The 20,234-nt window shown below is 66.0% G+C and carries 20 protein-coding genes; 10 read left to right on the forward strand and 10 right to left on the reverse strand.

The window, feature by feature from the left end; all coding sequences use genetic code 11:
• Window positions 1–20: 20 nt before the first annotated feature.
• The gene (locus tag VMT65_RS25605; protein WP_326310937.1) at window positions 21–1,187 is read right to left on the reverse strand and encodes a pyridoxal-phosphate-dependent aminotransferase family protein; all 1,167 of its coding nucleotides are present in this window, start codon (window positions 1,185–1,187) and stop codon (window positions 21–23) included.
• Between the two features lie 92 nt (window positions 1,188–1,279).
• On the opposite strand from VMT65_RS25605, the gene VMT65_RS25610 reads away from it, so the two are divergent.
• Window positions 1,280–2,017 carry an IclR family transcriptional regulator gene (locus VMT65_RS25610; protein ID WP_326310938.1) on the forward strand — a complete coding sequence of 246 codons (738 nt, stop codon included), beginning with the start codon at window positions 1,280–1,282 and terminating at the stop codon, window positions 2,015–2,017.
• Between the two features lie 100 nt (window positions 2,018–2,117).
• The gene (locus VMT65_RS25615) at window positions 2,118–3,695 is read left to right on the forward strand and encodes an HNH endonuclease signature motif containing protein (RefSeq protein ID WP_326310939.1); all 1,578 of its coding nucleotides are present in this window, start codon (window positions 2,118–2,120) and stop codon (window positions 3,693–3,695) included.
• Between the two features lie 419 nt (window positions 3,696–4,114).
• Here VMT65_RS25615 and VMT65_RS25620 read toward each other — a convergent pair whose 3' ends face one another.
• Complete coding sequence (locus tag VMT65_RS25620) at window positions 4,115–4,855, reverse strand: glutamine amidotransferase (protein WP_326310940.1); 741 nt, start codon at window positions 4,853–4,855, stop codon at window positions 4,115–4,117.
• Window positions 4,856–4,940: 85 nt separating this feature from the next.
• Here VMT65_RS25620 and VMT65_RS25625 point away from each other — a divergent pair, with 85 nt between their 5' ends.
• On the forward strand, window positions 4,941–5,594 hold the full coding sequence (locus tag VMT65_RS25625; protein WP_326310941.1) for a class I SAM-dependent methyltransferase: 654 nt from the start codon (window positions 4,941–4,943) through the stop codon (window positions 5,592–5,594).
• A gap of 94 nt (window positions 5,595–5,688) precedes the next feature.
• Window positions 5,689–6,957 (forward strand): MFS transporter, encoded by a 1,269-nt coding sequence (locus VMT65_RS25630; RefSeq protein WP_326310942.1) that lies wholly within the window; start codon window positions 5,689–5,691, stop codon window positions 6,955–6,957.
• Between the two features lie 8 nt (window positions 6,958–6,965).
• Here the strand turns inward: VMT65_RS25630 and VMT65_RS25635 are convergent, their stop codons facing one another.
• The 4 genes from VMT65_RS25635 to VMT65_RS25650 all read right to left on the reverse strand — a co-directional run bounded on the left by VMT65_RS25635 (window position 6,966) and on the right by VMT65_RS25650 (window position 10,827).
• Window positions 6,966–7,895, reverse strand: coding sequence for a polyprenyl synthetase family protein (locus VMT65_RS25635; RefSeq protein ID WP_326310943.1), 930 nt, complete (start codon window positions 7,893–7,895; stop codon window positions 6,966–6,968).
• A gap of 385 nt (window positions 7,896–8,280) precedes the next feature.
• A complete protein-coding gene (locus VMT65_RS25640) occupies window positions 8,281–9,261 on the reverse strand; it encodes a terpene synthase family protein (RefSeq protein ID WP_326310944.1) in 981 nt (326 codons plus the stop codon).
• 118 nt (window positions 9,262–9,379) lie between these two features.
• Window positions 9,380–10,180, reverse strand: a complete 801-nt coding sequence (locus tag VMT65_RS25645; RefSeq protein ID WP_326310945.1) for an ABC transporter permease — start codon at window positions 10,178–10,180, stop codon at window positions 9,380–9,382.
• Between the two features lie 2 nt (window positions 10,181–10,182).
• Window positions 10,183–10,827 (reverse strand): ABC transporter ATP-binding protein, encoded by a 645-nt coding sequence (locus VMT65_RS25650; protein ID WP_326310946.1) that lies wholly within the window; start codon window positions 10,825–10,827, stop codon window positions 10,183–10,185.
• Window positions 10,828–11,161: 334 nt separating this feature from the next.
• Between VMT65_RS25650 and VMT65_RS25655 the strand changes: the two genes are divergently transcribed.
• Window positions 11,162–11,608, forward strand: coding sequence for a nuclear transport factor 2 family protein (locus tag VMT65_RS25655; RefSeq protein WP_326310947.1), 447 nt, complete (start codon window positions 11,162–11,164; stop codon window positions 11,606–11,608).
• Here the strand turns inward: VMT65_RS25655 and VMT65_RS25660 are convergent.
• From VMT65_RS25660 to VMT65_RS25670, 3 genes are read right to left on the reverse strand one after another with little or no spacing between them, the layout of a single operon-like run.
• Window positions 11,569–12,144 (reverse strand): hypothetical protein, encoded by a 576-nt coding sequence (locus VMT65_RS25660; protein WP_326310948.1) that lies wholly within the window; start codon window positions 12,142–12,144, stop codon window positions 11,569–11,571. The genes VMT65_RS25655 and VMT65_RS25660 overlap by 40 nt on opposite strands.
• 9 nt (window positions 12,145–12,153) lie before the next feature.
• Window positions 12,154–12,633 (reverse strand): hypothetical protein, encoded by a 480-nt coding sequence (locus tag VMT65_RS25665; RefSeq protein ID WP_326310949.1) that lies wholly within the window; start codon window positions 12,631–12,633, stop codon window positions 12,154–12,156.
• Window positions 12,536–13,675: a TIGR03621 family F420-dependent LLM class oxidoreductase gene (locus VMT65_RS25670; protein ID WP_326310950.1), complete on the reverse strand. Its 1,140-nt coding sequence runs from the start codon at window positions 13,673–13,675 to the stop codon at window positions 12,536–12,538. The genes VMT65_RS25665 and VMT65_RS25670 overlap by 98 nt, the downstream gene beginning before the upstream one ends.
• A 193-nt stretch (window positions 13,676–13,868) precedes the next feature.
• Between VMT65_RS25670 and VMT65_RS25675 the strand changes: the two genes are divergently transcribed.
• From VMT65_RS25675 to VMT65_RS25685, 3 genes are all read left to right on the forward strand, one after another.
• A complete protein-coding gene (locus tag VMT65_RS25675; protein ID WP_326310951.1) occupies window positions 13,869–15,089 on the forward strand; it encodes a transcriptional regulator in 1,221 nt (406 codons plus the stop codon).
• 111 nt (window positions 15,090–15,200) lie between these two features.
• A complete protein-coding gene (gene adh, locus VMT65_RS25680) occupies window positions 15,201–16,718 on the forward strand; it encodes an aldehyde dehydrogenase (protein WP_326310952.1) in 1,518 nt (505 codons plus the stop codon).
• 49 nt (window positions 16,719–16,767) lie between these two features.
• A complete protein-coding gene (locus VMT65_RS25685) occupies window positions 16,768–17,175 on the forward strand; it encodes a DUF779 domain-containing protein (protein ID WP_326310953.1) in 408 nt (135 codons plus the stop codon).
• A gap of 71 nt (window positions 17,176–17,246) precedes the next feature.
• Here VMT65_RS25685 and VMT65_RS25690 read toward each other — a convergent pair whose 3' ends face one another.
• On the reverse strand, window positions 17,247–18,062 hold the full coding sequence (locus tag VMT65_RS25690) for a class I SAM-dependent methyltransferase (RefSeq protein ID WP_326310954.1): 816 nt from the start codon (window positions 18,060–18,062) through the stop codon (window positions 17,247–17,249).
• A gap of 177 nt (window positions 18,063–18,239) precedes the next feature.
• Here VMT65_RS25690 and VMT65_RS25695 point away from each other — a divergent pair, with 177 nt between their 5' ends.
• Both VMT65_RS25695 and VMT65_RS25700 read left to right on the forward strand, forming a co-directional pair.
• Complete coding sequence (locus tag VMT65_RS25695; RefSeq protein ID WP_326310955.1) at window positions 18,240–19,742, forward strand: alkaline phosphatase; 1,503 nt, start codon at window positions 18,240–18,242, stop codon at window positions 19,740–19,742.
• Window positions 19,739–20,221 (forward strand): hypothetical protein, encoded by a 483-nt coding sequence (locus tag VMT65_RS25700; RefSeq protein ID WP_326310956.1) that lies wholly within the window; start codon window positions 19,739–19,741, stop codon window positions 20,219–20,221. Before VMT65_RS25695 ends, VMT65_RS25700 begins: the two co-directional genes overlap by 4 nt.
• Window positions 20,222–20,234: the final 13 nt, after the last annotated feature.

Consider the following 20,234-nt stretch of genomic DNA (forward strand, 5'->3'; position numbering starts at 1 on the left):
AGAAGAATGTCCGCGCGCGCTCACTCGCCGCGCAGGACCTCGAGGGCGTCCTGCAGCCCGCCCGGATCGATCGAAACGCCCGCGAGCTCGAGGCCCATCTGCACGCCGGACAGGGTCCCGGCCAGCGTCAGGTCGTTGAGATCGCCCAGGTGCCCGATCCGGAACACCCGACCGGCGAGCTTGCCCAGCCCCGTGCCCAGCGACATGTCGAAACGGTCCAGGATGATCCGCCGCACCTTGTCGGCATCGTGCGCACCGCCCACCAGGACGGCGGTGAGGGAACTGGAGTACTCGCGCTCATCGGCGCACAGCACCTCCAAACCCCAACCGCGGACGGCGGCCCGGGTGGCCGCGGCATGGCGGTCGTGGCGCGCGAAAACATGTGCCAGACCTTCCTCTTCGAGCATCAGGCAGGCTTCGCGCAGGCCGTAGAGCAGATTCGTGGCCGGTGTGTAGGGGTAGAAACCATGCTCGTTGGCGTCGAGAATCGCCGACCAGTCGAAGTAGGAGCGCGGCAGCCGGGCCGTGCGGGAGGCGGTGAGGGCTTTCTCGCTGACGGCATTGAAGCCCAACCCGGGTGGCAGCATCAACCCCTTCTGCGAACACCCGACGGTCACATCGACTCCCCACTCCGCATGGCGGTAGTCGATGGAGCCGAGCGAGGAGATGGTGTCGACCAGCAGGAGCGCAGGATGCTCGGCTTCGTCGATGGCGGCCCGGATCTCGGGAATGCGGCTGGTGACACCGGTCGAGGTCTCGTTGTGCACGACCATCACCGCCGAGATGCGGTGCGCGGTATCGGTCGTGAGCTTCTCGGCCACCATCGCCGGGTCCGCGCCGTGCCGCCAATCCCCCGGCACGAATTCGACTGTGAGACCTAGTCGTTCGGCCATCTGTCGCCACAGTGTCGCGAAATGCCCGGTCTCGAAGGCGAGTACGTGATCGCCCGGCGAGAGCGTGTTCACCAACGCGGCCTCCCACGCCGCCGTGCCGGACGAGGGGTAGATGACAACCGGCCCATCGGTCCCGAATACCGGTTTGATCCGCTGCAGCAAATCCTTTGCCAGTTCGGCGAATTCGGGTCCGCGGTGATCGATGGTCGGTTGCGCGATGGCGCGTAGGACGCGATCGGGAACATTGGTGGGTCCGGGAATCTGCAGGAAATGGCGTCCACTGCGGGCTGTCATAGCGGGAACTTCCGTCCTGTGCCGTGATATGGCACACTGTGCCGTGAAAAGGTGCAGCAAGGGTAGGGATGCGCGATGAAGGAGTCAATACCTTGCGAAATGTCTTGAACACCTTGCGAGTTCTCGAGGAAGTAGCCGCCCGTCAGCCCATCGGGGTGGGCGAACTCGCCCGCGTCCTCGACCTACCCAAGAGCACGGTCCAACGCGCCCTGGTCACCCTCGACACCGCGGGCTGGATCCGCCCGGCGGCCGGGGAGGTCACCCGCTGGGTCATCACCACGAAAGCCCTTGCCGTGGGCGGCAGCGCGGGCGGCGACCTCGGCCTGCGCGGCATCGCCCTCCCGATCCTCGAGGACCTCCGCCGCTCCACCGGCGAGACCATTCACCTGACGATCCCCGAGAACGGCAAAATGGTCCTCATCGAGCGCCTCGAGACCGACAAGCCGGTTCGCACCAGCATGGCCCTCGGCCACGCCCTCCCGATGCACGCCTCCGCGAACGGCAAAGCGGTCCTCGCCTTCACCCCACCCGAAGACCTCCGCCCCCTCCTCCGCCACGAGCTCCCCCGCTACACCGACACCACAATCACCGACCCCGAAGCCCTCCGCGTCGAACTCGAATTGATTCACACCCAAGGCTTCGCGGTAAACAACGGCGAATGGCGCACAGACGTAGGCGCAGTCGCCGCCGCAATCCTCGACCCCACCGGCCACCCAATCGCAAGCCTCAGCGTAAACCTTCCCATCGGCCGCCTAACCCCCGAATCCCAACCCGCTTTCGGTGCAGCTGTTTCCAAGGCGGCCACTACTATTTCCAATCGGCTCGGATGAGATGAAATAGTAAATGGCGACCGTCTGGTATTACTGAAAAGGCGTATATCACAACGGAATTCGCCTTCTATTATGATCAATTCGGCGGTAGAATTAGAGCATGAATTCGAAGGGGGAAACACTCGACACCACCGGCATCAGCGCCCTGATGACCGCGATCACCAACGTCGCCGATACCGTCCTGCACGGCAAACTCAAGGCTCGGACCGATATCGATGCCGTGGAATTCATGCGCGATCTGGAGACCTGCAAGCGTCAACTGGCCGCCCTGGATTCGGCTCTCGTGATCGAGATCGCGGAGCGGGACCTGCCGCGCAAGGCGGGGGTGAAGGATGTGGTGCCGTTCCTGCGTCAAACCCTGGGCCTGTCGCGCTATGACGCGGCGATGCGGGTGAAGATCGCTGGGGCGTGTGGGGAGTTCCTGGGAGCCGACGGCACGCCGCGCACGATCACGCTGGCCGCGACCGCGAACGCGTTTGAAGCAGGGGTGATTTCGCGTGATCATGTGCGCGGCATCGTCGACATCATGACCCACCTGCCCGCCGACGTGCCCGCGCCGGCGCGGGTCGAGACCGAGGCACTGTTGGTCGAGCACTGCGTGACCGGGCACCCCGATGACCTGCCGAAGATCGGTCGCGAAATCCTGGCGCGTTTGGATCCGGAGGGCACGGTGATTTCCGATGCCGATCGTCGTCGCCGTCGCGGGATCACGATCAGCCGCCCGGGGGTGGATGGGATGTCGAAGATCGAAGGCTGGCTCACTCCCGAACTGCGCGCCCTGCTGGACGCGATCTTCGCCAAGCTGGCGCGGCCCGGTATGTGCAACCTCGACGATGCGGATGCCGAGATCCTCGCCGCCACTGCGCAAGTCGAGTCGAAGGTGCTGGAAGCGGCCGCGCGCCGCGATCGCCGCGACGCTGGCCAGCGCACCCACGACGCGTTGTTCGCGCTCGTGAGCGCGTTGCAGCCGGTCACCGACACCACCGCTGGTATCGATGCCGCTGACGCTGCGGGCGCTGGTGCAGCTGCGGGCACCGCCGCTGGTGTTGGTGTCTTCGCTGCTGCCGGTGTCGCTGCGGCCAAGGCGGGTAAGCCGGTGAAGCTGGGTAAGCACCGTGGCCTGCCCGTCGAGGTCGTGGTCACCATGAGCCTGGCCGACCTCGAAAAGGGTGCGGGCGTGGCCACCACCGCCTCCGGCGGGCACCTGTCGATCAACGAAGCCCTCAAGCTGGCCAAGGGTTCTCGCCCGGTGCTGGCGATCCTCGACAAGGACGAGATCCCGCTCTACCTCGCCCACGGCGAACGCCTCGCCTCCTCAGGGCAGCGGTTGGCGTTGATCGCCCGCGATCGCGGCTGCACCCACCCCGGCTGCGATGTACCCGCGAGCATGTGCGCGGCTCATCACGTGATCGATTGGGCCAAGGGCGGACCCACCGACCTCAACAACCTCGCCCTGGTCTGCGACCACCACCACGCCATGGTCAACGACAGCGAACACGGCTGGAAGACAGTGATGTTGGGCAAAGACTCGGCCCAGCCGGGCCGGGTGGGGTGGATTGCTCCGGCGGCGTTGGACCCCTCCCACACCCCGCACGTCAACGACAAACACCACGTCGGGGAGCGGGTCGCCACGGCAGTCGATTCCAGTTGCCGGAAGTGGGGTTCACGGGCAGCGTGACACCCGAGCAGCTCGTGCCCCGCTGGCGTACGCAAAACAACGGGAAGTGTGGTCGCCTCGCCTGCCCTACCGGACTTGGGCTGACGCCAGGTTGGGAGCCGCCACCTCACCTCCCAGCCCACGGACTGCACGCATCACCTACTCGAGACAACCCAAGAAACACAGACCCGAAACGCTCTACAGCTCCACAGCTTTCAGGTTCTTTGACAATTCCACAGAGACGAAGAACGGCCGAGCGGTGAGGGGGCTGGTAGGTGAGGGGGCCTCGCAAGCTCGACCCGCCTCTCTGCCTCCTCCAGGCATCTTTTGTCTTTTGTCTTTCCGGGAGGGGGCTGGTAGGTGAGGGGGCCTCGCAAGCTCGGCCACCCTCTCTCCCTCCTCCTGGCGTCTTTTATCTTTCTCTCTTTTTCTTTTGTTCTTCAGTCTTTTCCTTGATACCGGGTAACGAACCGGCGCAGTATCTCCTGCGGCACAGTGATCTTCTCCCGATGCCCGAGTTCGGTGAGATATTCGGCTTCGCTTGGATCGAAATAGCCTTCGTGGCGGTAGATTTCGATCCGCAACGCCAGCCCGTGCCCGTCGAGTTCGGGGTGGAACTGGGTGGCGTAGACGTTCTCGCCAACTCGCACGGCTTGTACCGGACATGCGGCTGACCGGGCCAGGAGGACCGATCCGGGCGGCACGTCCTGGCAGGATTCCTTGTGTCCCACAAAGGCTCGGAAAGCCTCTGGAAGCCCGTGCAACAGAGGGTCTTTCGCGGCATTCTCGGTGAGCTCGATGGTGGTGGCTCCCGCGGTCTCCGCGTAGCGCTCGGTACTGACGACCCCTCCCAGCGCGTCGGCGAGCATGCTCAGCCCATAGCACGCTCCGAGATAAGGAAAGTCCCGCCGCACCACCTCGATGAGCACCTTCTTCAGCTTCGGCTCGAACGCCTTCTGATAGTCGTACTTCTTGGCCTCCGGATAGCTGATATTGCTGGGCCCGCCCCCGACGATCACGCCCCAGTAGTCGTCGAGATCCACATCCGGCATCCCCCGGTTCATCTCCACACGGACCACGTCGGCGGCCGCGAGCCCGCCCGCGTCCAGGATCGCCTGATACTCCTGATCCGAGGCCGCTTGCTCGGGTCGCAGCTGCAACAGCAGACAAGGCTTGGGCATCCCCACATTGTCAATGCTCCACCCGCCCGGGTTGACGCTATCGAGGGATTGACCTCGACCGAACTCGAGGTTGCAGGCTGGAACCATGACAAGACCGGCAGAATTCTGGAACACCGTCTACGACCAGGACACGGCCCCTTGGGTGATCGGCGAACCCCAGCCCGCGATCGTGGCACTGGAACAGTCGGGTGAAATCCGGGGCCGAGTCCTCGAGCCGGGCTGCGGCGCGGGCGAGCACACCATCCTGCTGACCCGCCTCGGCTACGACATCCTCGGCATCGACTTCTCCCCCAGCGCAATCGATTACGCCCGCGCCAACGCCGAGTCCCATCACGTCCCCAACGTCCGCTTCGAGGTGGCCGACGCCCTGACCCTGGCCGACCACCCCGACCACCGCGCCGCCTACGACACCATCGTCGACAGCGCCCTCTTCCACGTCTTCGGCACCGACCCCGACGCCCGCGCCGCCTACGTCCGCAGTCTGCACGCCGTCTGCAAGCCCGGAGGCGTCGTCCATCTCCTGGCCCTCTCCGACGCCGAACCCGGTTTCGGCCCCCGCATCAGCGACACCGTGATCCGCGAATCCTTCACCACCGGTTGGGAACTCGAACGTCTCGACCCCACCCGCTACCGCGGCCGAGTCACCGAGGCGGTCGCCGACCAAGCCACCGACCTCGACATCTCCCCCACCGGTCTGGTGGATGTCGCCGCTTGGATGGCCCGCATCCGCAGGCTCTGATACAGTCCTTGTACCTCATCAGATATTTCCAAAAACAAAGGTACCTGTAACCGTCGGTTACAGGTACCTTTGCTTTCAAGAGGATCGCAGTGCCATGGCGATACGCACCCGGCTCACATCAGACCAGCGCAACTCGTTCATCGCGGCCCAACTCGGCTGGACCATGGACGCGTTCGACTATTTCCTCGTCGTCTTCGTCTACGCGGACATCGCGAAGAGCTTCCACATGCAGAAGAGCGAAGTCGCGTTCATTACGACCGCCACGTTGATCATGCGGCCGGTGGGTGCGCTGATATTCGGGCTGTGGGCCGACCGCATCGGCCGCCGCATCCCCCTCATGGTCGACGTCGCCATGTATTCGGTGGTCGGGTTCGCGTGCGCGTTCGCGCCGAACTTCACCGTGCTGGTCGTGCTGCGCATGCTCTACGGCATAGGCATGGGCGGTGAGTGGGGTTTGGGGGCGGCGCTGGCCATGGAGAAGATTCCGGTGGAGCGCCGAGGCTTCTTCTCCGGCCTGCTTCAGGAGGGTTACTCGTTCGGCTATCTGCTGGCCTCGCTCGCGTCCCTGTTGGTGACCAACTGGCTCGGTCTGTCCTGGCGCTGGCTGTTCGGGCTGTCGATCATTCCCGCCCTCATCATCCTGATTCTGCGTGCGCGCGTACGGGAATCGGAGGTGTGGGAGTCCACGCAGCAGCGGATGAAATCCACCAGGACCTCGTTCCAGGACATCATCACCAACCCGGCGATCGTGCGGCGATTCATCTATTTGATCCTGCTGATGACGGCCTTCAACTGGATGAGCCACGGCACCCAGGACGTCTACCCGACCTTCTTGTCCGCCACCCAGCACGGCGGCGCGGGTCTGTCCACGGTCGCGGCGAAATGGATCGCGGTGATCTACAACATCGGCGCGATCCTGGGCGGCCTGGTCTTCGGCACGCTGTCCCAAAAGTACGGCCGCCGTTACACGATCATCTTCTGTGCCCTGCTCGGCCTGCCGATCGTGCCGCTGTTCGCGTACTCCAAGACCGCCGCCATGCTCTGCCTGGGCTCGTTCCTGATCCAAGTCGCGGTGCAGGGCGCGTGGGGTGTCATCCCGGCCCATCTGACCGAGATGTCCCCCGACGCCATCCGCGGCTTCTATCCCGGAGTCACCTATCAGCTCGGCAATCTGCTTGCGTCCCTGAACCTTCCGATTCAGGAGCGACTGGCCGAGTCGCACGGCTACCCGTTCGCGCTGGCCGTCACCGCCGTGCCCGTCTTCCTCGCCGTGGCCATCCTCACCGCGATCGGCAAGGAGGCCAGGGGGATTCGATTCGGGACCGCCGACAGCGCCACCACCGCGCCGGTGACCTCCGGCTGACGCGCACCTCAGCGATCGCGGTGGGCGATGAGCTGGGCCAGGGCGGTGAGATCGTCGGTGGCAAGCTCCTCGGGTAGGGCCGCGAAGGCCGCGTCCAAGGCCGCCGACGCGCGACGCAGGGTGTGCTGGCGACCGCCCGCCTCCTCGATCATGTCCGCCGCTCGCGCCGCGCGGGCCGCGGTCATGGGGTGGCGGGATTGATAGAGGCGAGCCAGATCTCGTCCCGCCGCGGTCTCCGATTCCAGCGCGCACACCACCGGGAACGACTGTTTGCGGTGAATCAGGTCGCTGTGCGCCGGTTTTCCGGTGATCTCCGGGTCGCCCCAGATATCGATGAAGTCATCGACGAGCTGGAAGACCAGACCCAGTTCGGTCCCGAAGGTGTGCATCGCCGAGACCACCCGATGATCGGCCCCGGCGCACAGTGCGCCCAGTGCGCAGGCACAGCCGAGTAGCGCACCGGTCTTCCCGGCGGCCATGGATAGGTACTCCTCGACGGTGACGCTCGGTCGAGTCTCGAAGGCGCAATCCTGGTACTGCCCCCGGCACAGCGTCACCGTGGCCCGCGCCAACCGGATCACCGCCTCCGACGTCACCATCTCCGGCGCGCCATCACACAGCACCGCCAAGGCCAGCGCCTGCAGCGCGTCGCCGAGGAGCGTCGCGTTGGTCTCGCCCCACACCCGCCAGACCGTTGGGCGACCGTGGCGGAACGGATCGGTATCCATCACGTCGTCGTGCACGAGCGAGAAGTTGTGCAGCAGTTCGACCGCGGCGGCCGCGTGCACCGACTCCTCGACGCCGCCCCCGCAGGCGATGGCCGCCGCGAAGGTCAATGCCGGTCGCAGCGCCTTACCCTGCGCGCCCACGACTTCCACTCCCTCCGGATCGCACCATCCGAAGTGGTACCCGGCCATCAGATCCAGGGGTTCGGCCAAGGAGCCGACCGCCGACCGCAACACCGGTTCGATGGCCCCGCGGGCCTCTCCGAGTCTGCGCCGGGCCCTCCGTTCGGTCGGCGCGTCGAGTGGGCGCGTTATGGATTCGGCTGCCCGTACGCGGGTCTCGTCATGACCGGCGAGGGCCGTCGCGGCCGGGCGGGACAAGCCCCACCGGCGTCTGCCCTCGAGGTGTTGTCCGACGGTGAATCTGATCGGTTTCGACGCTCGCATTATCGGCCCCGCTCTCTCGGACACGGTTGCCATTGCCGCCCGCAGGCAGCTGGGCAGCCATGCTTAGAAGAAGCTCATAGTCCCATCACAACCTGAAACCTGGGGGTTGCCTGCGGATTCCAGTTCGGCAACGGCAATAGGTTCCAGTCCTTCAGGTCAGCGGCAGGCCGTGCTCGAGCGCTTCCACGGGTGCGCTCATATAGCGGGCCGCCTGATAGTGGTAGTCATGGTTGGCACGCACGTAGACGGTGTAGTTGCGAGCGGTGACCAGGGTGTCCGCGCGCTCGCCGCCGGTGATGCCTGCATCGTTCAACTCGGTCGGTAGTCGATCGACCGCGTCGAGCATGCGCTGCACACATTCGGAGAGCATGCCGTTGACCAGTTGCTGGGCTTCAACTCGACTGTGCCCGTAGTGATATTGCGCCAGCAGGACCGAGTTGTAAAGGTACCCGGAGGCCTCGTCGGACGCGACGGACAGCATGTCGTTGAACAGACCCATGTGCTCGACCGCGGACTCGCGCAGGGTGCGCATGGCGGGCAGCTGCCGGACCGCCGAGGGCAGGTCGACTCCCTCGGCGCGTTCACTGATATCGAGAAAGACGAACAGCGCCACCCCATCTCGCCGATGCGCGCGGTAGGTGTCGAGATCGGGCAGATTGCCCGAGATCCGTCCCACGCTCTCGGTGTAGTACGTCCACAGCCAGGCGCGGATCTCCGCGCGCACACTCTCGCGCCACGTCGTCGACCGGCCGCGGCACAACTGCGCCCACAGGTCGGCGAACGCGATCGCCAGCACCCCGGCAGGTGTTGGGGTACCGTCCAGTACGGCCTCGATGGCCGTGATCGCCTCCAAACAGCGGCGGGGATCGGGGATTTCGATATCGAACTGGTCATCCACTATGAAAGCCCAGGCGGTGTACCGGCTCAGCAGCGTGAGCTCCTCGACCTCGGCGCGCGGGCACCACAGCGCGTACATGCGGGCCGGTCGGGTACGCTCCATGCGACGCCGGGTCGGCTCGGTGGGCACCAGGTCGTAGGCTTCCAGCCAGGACCACATGCCCGCTTCGGCCTCCGGCTCGGCCGGGTTGACGCCTGCGGCGTCGAACGGCATGAAGAATTCGATTGCTTCCATACGAAACTACCTATCCCCCAAGCATTTTATCGAGGACATCGTAACGATAGCGGCATTTCGGGCACTTGAGCTCGCATGTGAAATCCCACTCATTAGGATTTTGCGGGCTGGGCGGTCGTCAGTCGGGCAGTGACACGAGACGTTGCGCGCTATCGAAGAGGGTCCGCTCCGCCACTCGGGTGGCGGCGAGCGCCGCCAAAGTGGTTGCCGCGAGCAGCATGTACATCACCACAATCTGGTAGCGGATGGCAGTGAGCGGATCCACGCCCGCCAGAATCAAACCCGTCATCGCCCCCGGCAGGCTGATCAGTCCGACCACCCTCGTTGAGTCTATGGCAGGGATGAGGGCGGTCCGCAAGGCCGACCGCTGGTTCGGCAGGAATGCCTGATGTCCCGAAAGTCCCAGTGCCAGCCGGGCTTCCACCGCGTCGCGGGCCCGGCGCGCGTCCTCCACCAGCCGGCGCAGGGCGATTCCGGTCGCCTGCATGGCCGAGGATACGATCATGCCGCTCACCGGAACCACCACGCGCGCCTGGGTGGAGATGATGCCCAGCACGATCAATGAGCCCAGGGTGATGGACGATCCGAACGCCACGCCGATGGTTGCCGAGCGCATGGCGTGCGGCAGCCCCGCGCCGCGTCGGCCCGCGACCTGCCCGGCGATCACGATCATGAGAATCACCCAGGCCAGTGCGCCGGGTAATCCGGTGTGGCGGAACAGGATCAATAGGATCGCGCCGACCGCGACGAGCTGTATCCCGGCCCGCGCGGACGCGATGAGCAGTTCGCGTGTCAGGTGCAGGTGCTGCCGGTAGGCAATGAGCGCCGCGAGCGCGACCAACAGCAGCGACGCGGACACCCCGGTCCAATCCGGCACCGAAAGTCCCTGGGTCTCCGCCGCCGAAAGCACCTGTGTCATGGCTACTTCCCCGCTTCCGCGCCGCGCGTGAGCCGTCCACCGGCCAGCGTCCACACCTCATCCGACACCTCGGCCACGAACCCCGGATCATGGCTGACGAGCACCACACTCCCGCCCGTGTCGACATGCGCCCGAATCATTTCCCCGATGGCCACCGCCGACGCCCCATCCAGCGCCGAAGTCGGCTCATCCAGCAGCAAAACTTCTGGTTCGACGGCCAGCGCACGCGCCAGGCAAACCCGTTGTGCCTCGCCCCCGGACAGCTCCACGCACCGCCGCGCGGCGAACCCCTCGGGCAGCCCAACCGTGGCGAGCAATTCCGCGACCCGTTCCGCGGCCACCGCCCGCCCGACCTGAACCTCCTCCGCGACGGTGTCGGTCAACAGCACCGGCCGCTGCGGAACCAGCCCCACCCGCCGCCGCAAATCCAACACATCCATCTCGACAACGGGCGTCCCATCGAACAGCACCCGCCCACTGTCGGGCTCCCCGAACCGATTCAACAGCCGCAGCAGTGTCGTCTTCCCGGCCCCACTCGGCCCGACCACGGCCGTACACCGCCCGGCCGCGAACGTGGCGTCGACACCGGACAGCACACACGTCGCCCCGTGTCCGAGGCTCACCTGCTCCAAGACGATGCTGGCCACCCGCTCACCCTATGCCGACGCCGCAGGCATCCCGGCGACCCGCCGCAGTCCCTCGGCGATATCGACGCGCAGCGGCGCATTCTCACCGACACCTTCCCCGGGGAGGGCTCATCGGTGGCGCTCCGCAGAAGGTGGCCCGGGCCATCGCGGCCAAGGATTACCGGGTCGGATTTCCGGCTCTCAGGGTGACGGACCGGTCTGGACGAGATCTATTGCACGCCCATATCTTTCGGAAACGGCAAGATCATTGCCCGCCTCGCCGTACGCTGGCCCACCGTTCCTGAACAGTTTTCGGCACGACGCTGAAATGCTTCGACACCACCCCGGAGGCACCATGCTGTCCCTGCAGGAGATTTCGGACCGCCTGGAAATCGAGGACCTCATGGTCCGCTATTCCCACGCCGTGGATACCCATCAGTGGGAGCTGCTGGACGAAATCTTCACCACCGACGCCCATATCGACTACACCGCCATGGGCGGGCCTGCCGGTGACGTGGAATCCACCAAGAAATTCCTCGCCACCGTCATGCCCAACTTCTCCGCGTTCCAACACCTGATCGCCAACTCCTCCATTCGGGTCGAGGGCGACCACGCCACAGCGCGGACGATGTGCCACAACCCCATGCTGGTCACCTCCGGCGATGGCACCCGCCAGCTCATGCTCTGCGGCCTCTGGTACCACGACACCTTCCTCCGAGTGAACGGGGAGTGGCGGATCCAGCAGCGGATCGAGGAGAAGAGCTACATGTTCGTCGCGCCCGACGCGGTGCCCAAGAGCTGATCGAACAGCTCGCGGTAGCCGCGCAGCGCCTGGCGCATCTCCTCGGTATCGGCGGCATCGCCGCGCTGCCAGCGGCTTTCGAGCTCCTCGCGGCGACGCGAGCAACGGTCGGTGAGCTGCTGGAGGGCATCGGACACCAGGCCGTCGGCGCGGGTCACCGCGTCCTTGGGATCGTCGACGAAACGGGTTTGCACCTCACGCCATTGATCGCGCAGCTGCCCGGCGTCGAATTGCTCGGCGCGTTGATTGTCGTGCCCCTGGCCGACGTCGCCGCCGTATTGCCCGGGTGACTGCTGGCCGAACTGCCCCGGTGACCGCTCGCCGAACTGCCCCGGTGACCGCTCACCGAGCTGCCCGCCCGGACGGTCCCCGAATTGCTCGGCGCGCTGTTCGCCGGTGCGTTGGGTCGGCTGCTCGCCGAATTGGACTCCCGGCTGGTCGGCGAAGGTCTCGGGCCGTTGGCCGTGGTGCTGGCCGCCGTCGGGGTGGACCGGGGTCGGGGGAATATCGTTGCGCTGGTGCTGTTCCGGTGTCATGACGATGCCTCAGTGGTGGGTTCGATGGCTGCCCGAGTTGCCGCCGTCGACGAGGTCGGCGAACAGCTCCCGGTAGTGGACGATGGCCGTACGCATGTCCTCGGTGGACACCGAGCCGCGTTCGGCGCGGGCGGCGATATCGTGCGCGGTGCGGAACTGGCCCAGGGGGCGCGCGTGTTCCACCGACAGGTCGGCCAGCTGCTGGTCGTAGCTCTGGCTCGGGTAGCCGCGATCGGTCATCGCCTGGGTGACCAACCGGTCGGCCGAATCCAGCGCCCCGGCCGGATCGTCGATGAACTGCTCCTGAATGCGCGACCATGTCGCCTCGTAGCGGCGCTTCTCCTCATCGGAAAGCTCCCGCAACTGCAGCTGGTCGTGGCGCTTCTCGCGCTCAGTGAGCTCCTGCTCGGCCGTCTTGCGGTCCGGCGACTCCTGAACGGCCCGGTCGTATTCCGGCCCGAACCGATCCCGTAGTTGACGGCTGCGCATCCGCGGTCGCAGTCCCACCGCGACCAATAGCGCTATCACGATGCACACCACCACGACGATGATGAGCACGACCCATCCTGTGCTCGACATTCGCTCCTCCTGGTCGAGTCCGTCCCCCGCGGACGTAATGCCTCGACACCGGAGCCTCAAACCAGGTGTGTCGCTCCCCCTTCAGCCGCTCGATGAGCGGGGCGAACTTGTCGATATTGTGGCCGAGCACGGTGATGTAGTTGAAGCCGAAGCGTTCCCGGCGCTCGCGCAACATGTCGGCCATCCGGTCGGGCGTGCCCAACAGAATGGTCGGCAGGTCCTCGGGCTCGCCGCCGAATCCGAACGGCAGATATTCGGTGAGGTAGGCCAGGGCGGCGTCGCGCTCCTCGGGTGCGGCGATGCCCTGGATCAGCAGATTGAATTCCACACTCGCGGCGCGGTTTCCGAGCAGTCCGCGCACGTAGTCGGTCTTCTTCTGTGTTGTTTCCGCGTCGGCGAGGGTCAGCTTGCCGGAGTCGGAGGTGCCCGCGCCGGTGAACGCCACGATGTGGCCGTGCTCGGCCGCGACCCGCAGTCCGCGCTCACCCCATCCGGCGATCAGCAGCGGCGGGCCGTCGGTCTGCGCGGGCTGGGGCTTGTATTCCGGATCGCGGAACAGCCGTCGCAGCGTGAGGACCGTGTCCTCCAGATGCTTCACGCGCTGGCCCGGAGAAGGAAACTGGATCCCCGCCGCCTCGAATTCGGCCTCCACATAACCCGATCCAAGTCCCAACTCGAATCGCCCACCGGTGAGCTGATCCAGGCCCGCCACATCCCGGGCCAGCAGCACCGGGTTGTAGAAGGGCGTGTTCAACACGAAGGTGTTCAGCCGCGGCCGCTCGGTCGCCTCGGCCGCGATCGCGAGCGCCGGAAACGGCGCGGGCATTCCCAGATGGTCGGGCACGCCGATCACGTCGTAGCCGAGATCCTCGGCCCGGCGACAGGTCTGGATCCAGTCGGTGCGGGAAGTCGGTGCCGTCAGGTTTACGCCGAATCTGAAGGGGAGGACCATGAAGTCTTGTCTACCAGTTGAATCCGGATCCGTCCGAGGGCACCGGAAGGGCGCGGACCGGCGTGCGGCGAAGGCTGCGAAGCCGCACGGGATGAATTACTGCACGGACTGCCGCGAATGCGGCCCGCGCGGCGGAACAGCGCGCCATCATGGGTTATCGCTCGGTCCGGACGCACCGCGAGGAGTTTGCGCCATGACACAGCTGCCCGCCCCCGCGCATCAGCGTGCGGAGTTGGAGAAGGCGTGGGCGCGATGGACTTCGGGCGCGGGCCGACCGCCCGGTACCGAGGTCGCCCTGCGCAGTGAGGTCGTCGAATCGTGGGAGCGGTCGCTGCGCACGGTCGATCCGGCCCGCGCCGTCGCCCCCGCCACCGACCGCGACGAATTGGGTTCGCGCTGGGCCGAATCGCCGCTGCGCACCCCGATCACCGAGATGGCCAGCGAGCTGCGGGCCCTGACCGAGGATTCGGGCATGGTCGCGGTGGTGACCGATGAGGCGGGGACCGTGCTCTTCAGCTGTGGCGACCGCTCGGTTCGCCGCCGCGCCGAGACGGTCAATCTCGCGCCGGGCGGCTGCTGGGACGAGCCGTACATGGGCACCAGCGGCGTCGCCCTCTCGCTGCACAGCGGACGCCCCGAATCGGTGTGGGCCGCCGAGCATTTGGTCGAGGCGCTGCACGGCTGGGTCTGCTACTGCGCACCGATTCGCGCCGCCGACGGCCGTCAACTGGGCGTGTTGGATCTATCGACCTATTGGGATCGCTCCCACCCCCTGATCCTGACGACCGTCCGAGCCCTGGTGACAGCCATCGAAGCGCGAGTGCACGCCGAACAGTCCCGCCCCGCGAGCCGCACCCGGCTGGAATGCCTGGGCGTGCCGCGGCTGTACAAGTCCGGTAAGCCGCTGCCCATGCGCCCGCGGCAGCTCGAGATCCTGACACTGTTGGCCCTCGAACCCGAGGGCTTCACCCCGGAACGGTTGCACGAGGCCGTCTATGGCGACCGGTCGGTGTCCTCGAGCACCCTCAAGGCCGACGTCTCCCGCCTGCGCGCCGCCACCGACGGTCAGATCGCCGACCGCCGCTACATGCTCACCGAACCCCTCGCTTGCGATGCCGTCGAACTGCTCGCCGCCCTCGAGGCCGGGGACCTGACCACCGCCGTGCGGCTGTATCGCGGTCCGCTGCTGCCGGATTCGGATGTGCCGGGCATTGTCCAGTGGCGCGAGCATCTCGACGTCTGCCTGCGCACCGCGGTGCTCGCCGACCACAATCCCGAGCACGCGCTGCGCTTCGGCCAGCGCTGCCCGGACGACATCGAGATCCATGAGCACGCGCTTCGTCTTCTCCCCCATGGTGATTCGCGCCGCGGCCTGGCCACCGCGCGCCTGCACACCGCCCTCACCGGGCGCTGATTTCGGGCACTGACTCAGCAACGTTTCACCAACCACACGCCAACCCCGCGCCAACCTTCGCGGTTCATAGTGACCCCCGTCACCGCAGATATGCGATCAGGGAGCCGCGCCATGATCTACGCCAAACCCGGCACCGACGGCAGCATCGTCAGCTTCAACCGCCGCTATGACAACTTCATCGGCGGTGACTGGAAAGCGCCGATCGAGGGCAGATATTTCGAGAATCCCTCCCCGATCGACGGTGAAACCTTCTGCGAGGTCGCACGTTCCGGAGCCGCCGACATCGATATGGCCCTCGAGGCCGCGCATCGGGCGGCCGACGCCTGGGGTGCCACCTCGGTGACGGATCGTGCCAATATCCTCAACAAGATCGCCGATCGGATCGAGGCGAATCTGGAGCAGCTCGCCGTCGCCGAGACCTGGGAGAACGGCAAGCCCGTCCGCGAAACCCTCGCCGCCGACCTGCCTTTGGCGGTCGACCACTTCCGCTATTTCGCTGGAGCGGTGCGCGCGCAGGAGGGCTTCATCTCCGAAATCGACGCCGACACCGTGGCATATCACTTCCACGAGCCGCTCGGCGTTGTCGGACAGATCATTCCGTGGAACTTCCCGATCCTCATGGCCGCCTGGAAGTTGGCTCCCGCGCTGGCCGCGGGCAACTGCGTGGTCATCAAGCCCGCCGAGCAGACCCCGGCCTCGCTGCTGCTGGTGATCGAGCTCATCGCCGACCTGTTGCCGCCCGGAGTCGTCAACGTGGTCAATGGATTCGGTGTCGAGGCGGGCAAGCCGCTCGCTTCCAGCCCGCGCGTGGCCAAGGTCGCGTTCACCGGCGAGACCACCACCGGTCGCCTGATCATGCAGTACGCCAGCGAGAACATCATTCCGGTGACCCTCGAGCTGGGTGGCAAGAGCCCGAACATCTTCTTCCCCGATGTCATGGCCGCCGATGACGACTTCCTGGACAAGGCGGTCGAGGGGTTCGTGATGTTCGCGCTCAATCAGGGCGAGGTGTGTACCTGTCCGTCCCGGGCGCTGATCCACTCGTCCATCTACGACGACTTCATGGCCCGCGCCATCGAGCGCACCAAGGCGATCAAGGGCGGCAATCCGCTCGACGATTCGACCATGATCGGCGCGCAGGCCAGTAACGATCAGTACGAAAAGATCCTCTCCTACATCGATATCGGCCGCAAAGAGGGCGCGAAGGTGCTCACCGGCGGCGAGATGCGCAAGGTGGAGGGCTATCCGAATGGGTACTACATCGAGCCGACCATCTTCGAGGGCCGCAATGACATGCGGATCTTCCAGGAGGAGATCTTCGGCCCGGTGGTGGCGGTGACCCGCTTCGACAATGAGGTCGAGGCGGTCACCATTGCCAATGACACGCTGTACGGGCTGGGCGCGGGCGTCTGGAGTCGGGACGGGAACACCGCCTACCGGGTAGGCCGGGCCATCAAGGCCGGTCGGGTGTGGACCAACTGCTTCCACGCCTATCCCGCGCACGCGGCGTTCGGCGGCTACAAGAAGTCCGGCATCGGCCGGGAGAACCACCGCATGATGTTGGACCACTACCAGCAGACCAAGAACCTGCTCGTCTCCTACTCCGCCCAGAAGCTCGGATTCTTCTGAACCCCAACCACTTCTATGGCAGACGAGCGCACAGTCTGCGAGGAGCGCGATGAAGGCAGGTCCCGTATCCCGGGTGACCATTACCGAGGCCGCGGCCGACATGCTGCAACGTTTGATCGACCACCACGGCCCGGTGATGTTCCACCAGTCCGGCGGCTGCTGCGACGGCAGCTCCCCGATGTGTTACCCCCTCGGCGAATTCCGGGTGGGCGCGGCCGATGTGCTGCTCGGCCGCGTCTTTCCGGATACGGCGTTCTGGATGAGCGCCGACCAGTTCGAATACTGGCGCCACACCCATCTGACCGTCGACGTGGTCCCCGGCCGCGGCGGTGGTTTTTCCCTCGAAGCGCCCGAGGGCGTCCGATTCGTCATCCGGTCACGCCTGTTCACCGATGCCGAGGCAGCGGTGCTGGAAGCGGCTCCCGCACCGCTGCGCGGCAACGAACTGGCCGGATGAAGGAGGGTGGCGCGGCCGGTTTCTCCGGGTCGGCCGCGCCATCGTAAAACCGTGCGAGTGCGCGAAAAGTGTTAGCGCGGAACGCGACCGGTGCCGATCCAGGCCGTCGTGGACAGCTCCGTACCCGGCACATAGTGCTCGCGCAGATAATCGATCATGACCTTCTCCTGCGCGGCCCACTCCGTCGCGTCGGTCTTGCGGCGCATGTTCTGCAAGGGCGCGCTGCCGCGGGTCAGCTTCTCCCACATCTGCTCGGCGCTGTCGTAGCTGAACGACTCCGCGCGCGCGGTCACGCTCACATTCTCGAAGCCCGCCGCGATCAGCTCCAGCTCGAACACGTCCGGATTCTCCAGGCTGTTCGGATTCGCATGCGGTGCGGGAAATCCCGGAATCCCGGCCTGATAGGCCTCGAACAGCAGCGTCATCAACGGCGAGTCCGCGACCGGAGCCCAACTCGACGCCACCACGGTCCCACCCGGCCGCACCACCCGAAACAGTTCCGCGAACCCCTTCCCACGATCAGAGAAGAACATCAGCCCGAACATCGAGAACGCCGCATCGAAACTATTGGCGGCGTACCGCAAATCCTGCCCATCCCCCACCCCGGTGAGCACATTCCCGATCCCCCGCTGCATGATCGCCCGCCGCAACCGCCGAATCATCGCCTCGGAGAAGTCCACCGCCACCACCTCCCCCACCCGCGGCGCCACCAACAACGCCAACACCCCCGGCCCCGTGGCCACATCGATAACCCGCGACCGCCCGGTGAGCGGCGCCGACTCCACCACATGAACAGCAAACGGCCGCATCAACTCCGACATGATGTCGTCATAGTTCTCAGCGATCTGATCCCACGCCTCCGGCGCGGCAAGCGGATTCTCCGACATGAACACCCTTCCGACGAGTACAGCGTACGCGCCTTGCGGCGCTATCTAATTGCGGAGGAATTCGTTTACCTGCGAGCCAGCTGTGAGATTCCTGTGAGTCGAGAGCGGGCAAACATTCAGCACTAGCTTCGGCCGGGCGCCGGACAGCGATTCGGGTGCGATGACGGAGGAGATGACGTGGAGCAGAGGAAACGCGCGTGGCTCGGGGCGATTGCGACCGTGACGGCCGCCGTGGCCGGGGCGTCGCTGGTCGCGGGGTGTGGGTCGGAGAAGAAGGCCGACAATGAGGTTCGGAACGTCATTTATTTGCTGGGTGACGGGATGGGGCGGACTCATGTGACGGCGGCGCGGCAGCGGTTCGTGGGGGCCAATGGGCGGCTCAATTTGGAGCAGTTGCCGTATGTTGGCGCGGTTGCGACGTATGCGGTCGAACCCAATTCGGCCAGGCCGTCTTTGGTGACGGACTCGGCGTCTGCTGCCACGGCATGGGCCTCGGGCGTGAAGACCTACAACGCGGCCATTGGCGTGGACGCCTTTGGCAAGTCGGTGCCGACGCTCATGGAGCAGGCCAAGGCGGCCGGGTTCGCGACCGGCAATGTCAGCACCGCGGAGATCACCGATGCCACTCCGGCCGCCATGTTCAGCCATGCGCTGCTGCGCGGTTGCCAGGGGCCGACCTTCAGTGAGTCGACCTGCTTGCCCAAGAAGTCCGATGGTGGCTATGAGGCGCAGCCCGCGGACAAGACGCTGGTCACCCCGATCGCCGAGCAGATCGCCCGCAATGGCACCGCCGATGTCATCTTCGGCGGCGGGCTGGCGCGGTTCGAGCCCGATGATCAGAAGGTCATGCAGGACAATGGGTATCAGGTGTTGGGGAGCATGGGCGATCCGGCGCTGAAGGCGCAGACGGCCGAGAGTCAGAAGGTGGCCACCGCGGCCGATTTGAAGTCGGTGAACGCGTCGAAGGTGATCGGGCTGTTCAATCGCGGGAACATGACCGTCACCAATGCGCGCAACGCGCTGCCGGAGTCCGCGCCGGAGAAGAAGGAGCCGACGCTGGCGGAGATGACCAGCAAGGCCATCGATTTGCTGTCGAACCGCAAGGGCGACAAGGGATTCCTGCTGCAGGTGGAGGGCGCGCTGATCGACAAGCGCTCGCACGCCAATGACGCCGCCCAGACCCTCGACGAGGTCAAGGCTTTCGATGACGCGGTGGCCGCGGCCGTGGACTTCGCCAAGAAGGACGGGCACACCATGGTGGTGGTGACCGCCGACCACGAGTGCGCGGGCTTCAACATCATCGAGAAGAACACCTTCGTCAATGCCGAGGCCGTCGCACCCCCGGCCAATGTCGATGCCACCAACCCGGCCAACAGCAGCAAGCCCGGCCGCGACGGCAAGGAGAACGTGAAGGATCCGGCGCGCTCGACCGGCTTCATCAACGGTGCGGGACAGGCCGATCCGCGCAACTTCGCCCCCGCGACCTTCCGGACCCCCGACGACCCGGCCGAGGTCAAGGACGGTTCCCCGGAGGCCAGCCTGTGGCTGACCTACCTGTCGGGCAATCACACCGGCGCGGACGTCCAGATCTACGCCTACGGCCCGGGCGCGCAGGTCTTCGCCGCCAGTCAGGACAACACCTCGCTGTACACCAAGATGCGCAAGGCTCTGCTGCCGTGAGCAAGCGAGCCGGTGTTCTGATCGTCGGCGTGTTCGCGGTGCTGGTCGCGGGGTGCTCGTCCAGCCCGCGTCCCGCGACCCCCGCCCCCGCGCCAGCTCCGATTGCCGCACCGCGGACGACCGAACCGCCCGCCACCGCCGTCTCGGTCGCTCCGGGAGAAGTGCGACTGTCCCCCGGTCCCTTCACAGACCGCGTGCGGCTGACCGGAACTCGCCTCGACGGCCCGAGCGTGCACGGCACGCTCGCGATCACGACCGATGTCAGTGACGTCCTGGCTCTCGAGGTCCACGCCGCCTTCTACGACGCGACCGGCCACCTGGTCGGTGCCGGAACCTTCGAGCACGCCGACGAGGAACCCGTCGCGGGTGGTCCGCACATTCCCAGCAACGACGGCATTCCCTTCACCATCACCGCGACTCCCGTCGACGCGACGGTCGCGGCCGCCGTGCTGTCGATTCCGGTCCTGGTGAACGAATAAGCAACGGACACAA

Source organism: Nocardia sp. CDC153, assembly GCF_035818515.1.
Taxonomy (GTDB): domain Bacteria; phylum Actinomycetota; class Actinomycetes; order Mycobacteriales; family Mycobacteriaceae; genus Nocardia.

Excerpts from the sequence above, each read along its gene's own strand:
- VMT65_RS25630 (WP_326310942.1), top strand. The coding sequence starts at position 5,689 with ATGGCGATACGCACCCGGCTCACATCAGACCAGCGCAACTCGTTCATC.
- VMT65_RS25660 (WP_326310948.1), bottom strand. The coding sequence starts at position 12,144 with ATGACACCGGAACAGCACCAGCGCAACGATATTCCCCCGACCCCGGTC.
- VMT65_RS25690 (WP_326310954.1), bottom strand. The coding sequence starts at position 18,062 with ATGTCGGAGAATCCGCTTGCCGCGCCGGAGGCGTGGGATCAGATCGCT.
- VMT65_RS25640 (WP_326310944.1), bottom strand. The coding sequence starts at position 9,261 with ATGGAAGCAATCGAATTCTTCATGCCGTTCGACGCCGCAGGCGTCAAC.
- VMT65_RS25615 (WP_326310939.1), top strand. The coding sequence starts at position 2,118 with ATGAATTCGAAGGGGGAAACACTCGACACCACCGGCATCAGCGCCCTG.
- VMT65_RS25670 (WP_326310950.1), bottom strand. The coding sequence starts at position 13,675 with ATGGTCCTCCCCTTCAGATTCGGCGTAAACCTGACGGCACCGACTTCC.
- VMT65_RS25685 (WP_326310953.1), top strand. The coding sequence starts at position 16,768 with ATGAAGGCAGGTCCCGTATCCCGGGTGACCATTACCGAGGCCGCGGCC.
- VMT65_RS25620 (WP_326310940.1), bottom strand. The coding sequence starts at position 4,855 with ATGCCCAAGCCTTGTCTGCTGTTGCAGCTGCGACCCGAGCAAGCGGCC.
- adh (WP_326310952.1), top strand. The coding sequence starts at position 15,201 with ATGATCTACGCCAAACCCGGCACCGACGGCAGCATCGTCAGCTTCAAC.
- VMT65_RS25675 (WP_326310951.1), top strand. The coding sequence starts at position 13,869 with ATGACACAGCTGCCCGCCCCCGCGCATCAGCGTGCGGAGTTGGAGAAG.
- VMT65_RS25665 (WP_326310949.1), bottom strand. The coding sequence starts at position 12,633 with ATGCGCAGCCGTCAACTACGGGATCGGTTCGGGCCGGAATACGACCGG.
- VMT65_RS25605 (WP_326310937.1), bottom strand. The coding sequence starts at position 1,187 with ATGACAGCCCGCAGTGGACGCCATTTCCTGCAGATTCCCGGACCCACC.
- VMT65_RS25625 (WP_326310941.1), top strand. The coding sequence starts at position 4,941 with ATGACAAGACCGGCAGAATTCTGGAACACCGTCTACGACCAGGACACG.
- VMT65_RS25655 (WP_326310947.1), top strand. The coding sequence starts at position 11,162 with ATGCTGTCCCTGCAGGAGATTTCGGACCGCCTGGAAATCGAGGACCTC.
- VMT65_RS25645 (WP_326310945.1), bottom strand. The coding sequence starts at position 10,180 with ATGACACAGGTGCTTTCGGCGGCGGAGACCCAGGGACTTTCGGTGCCG.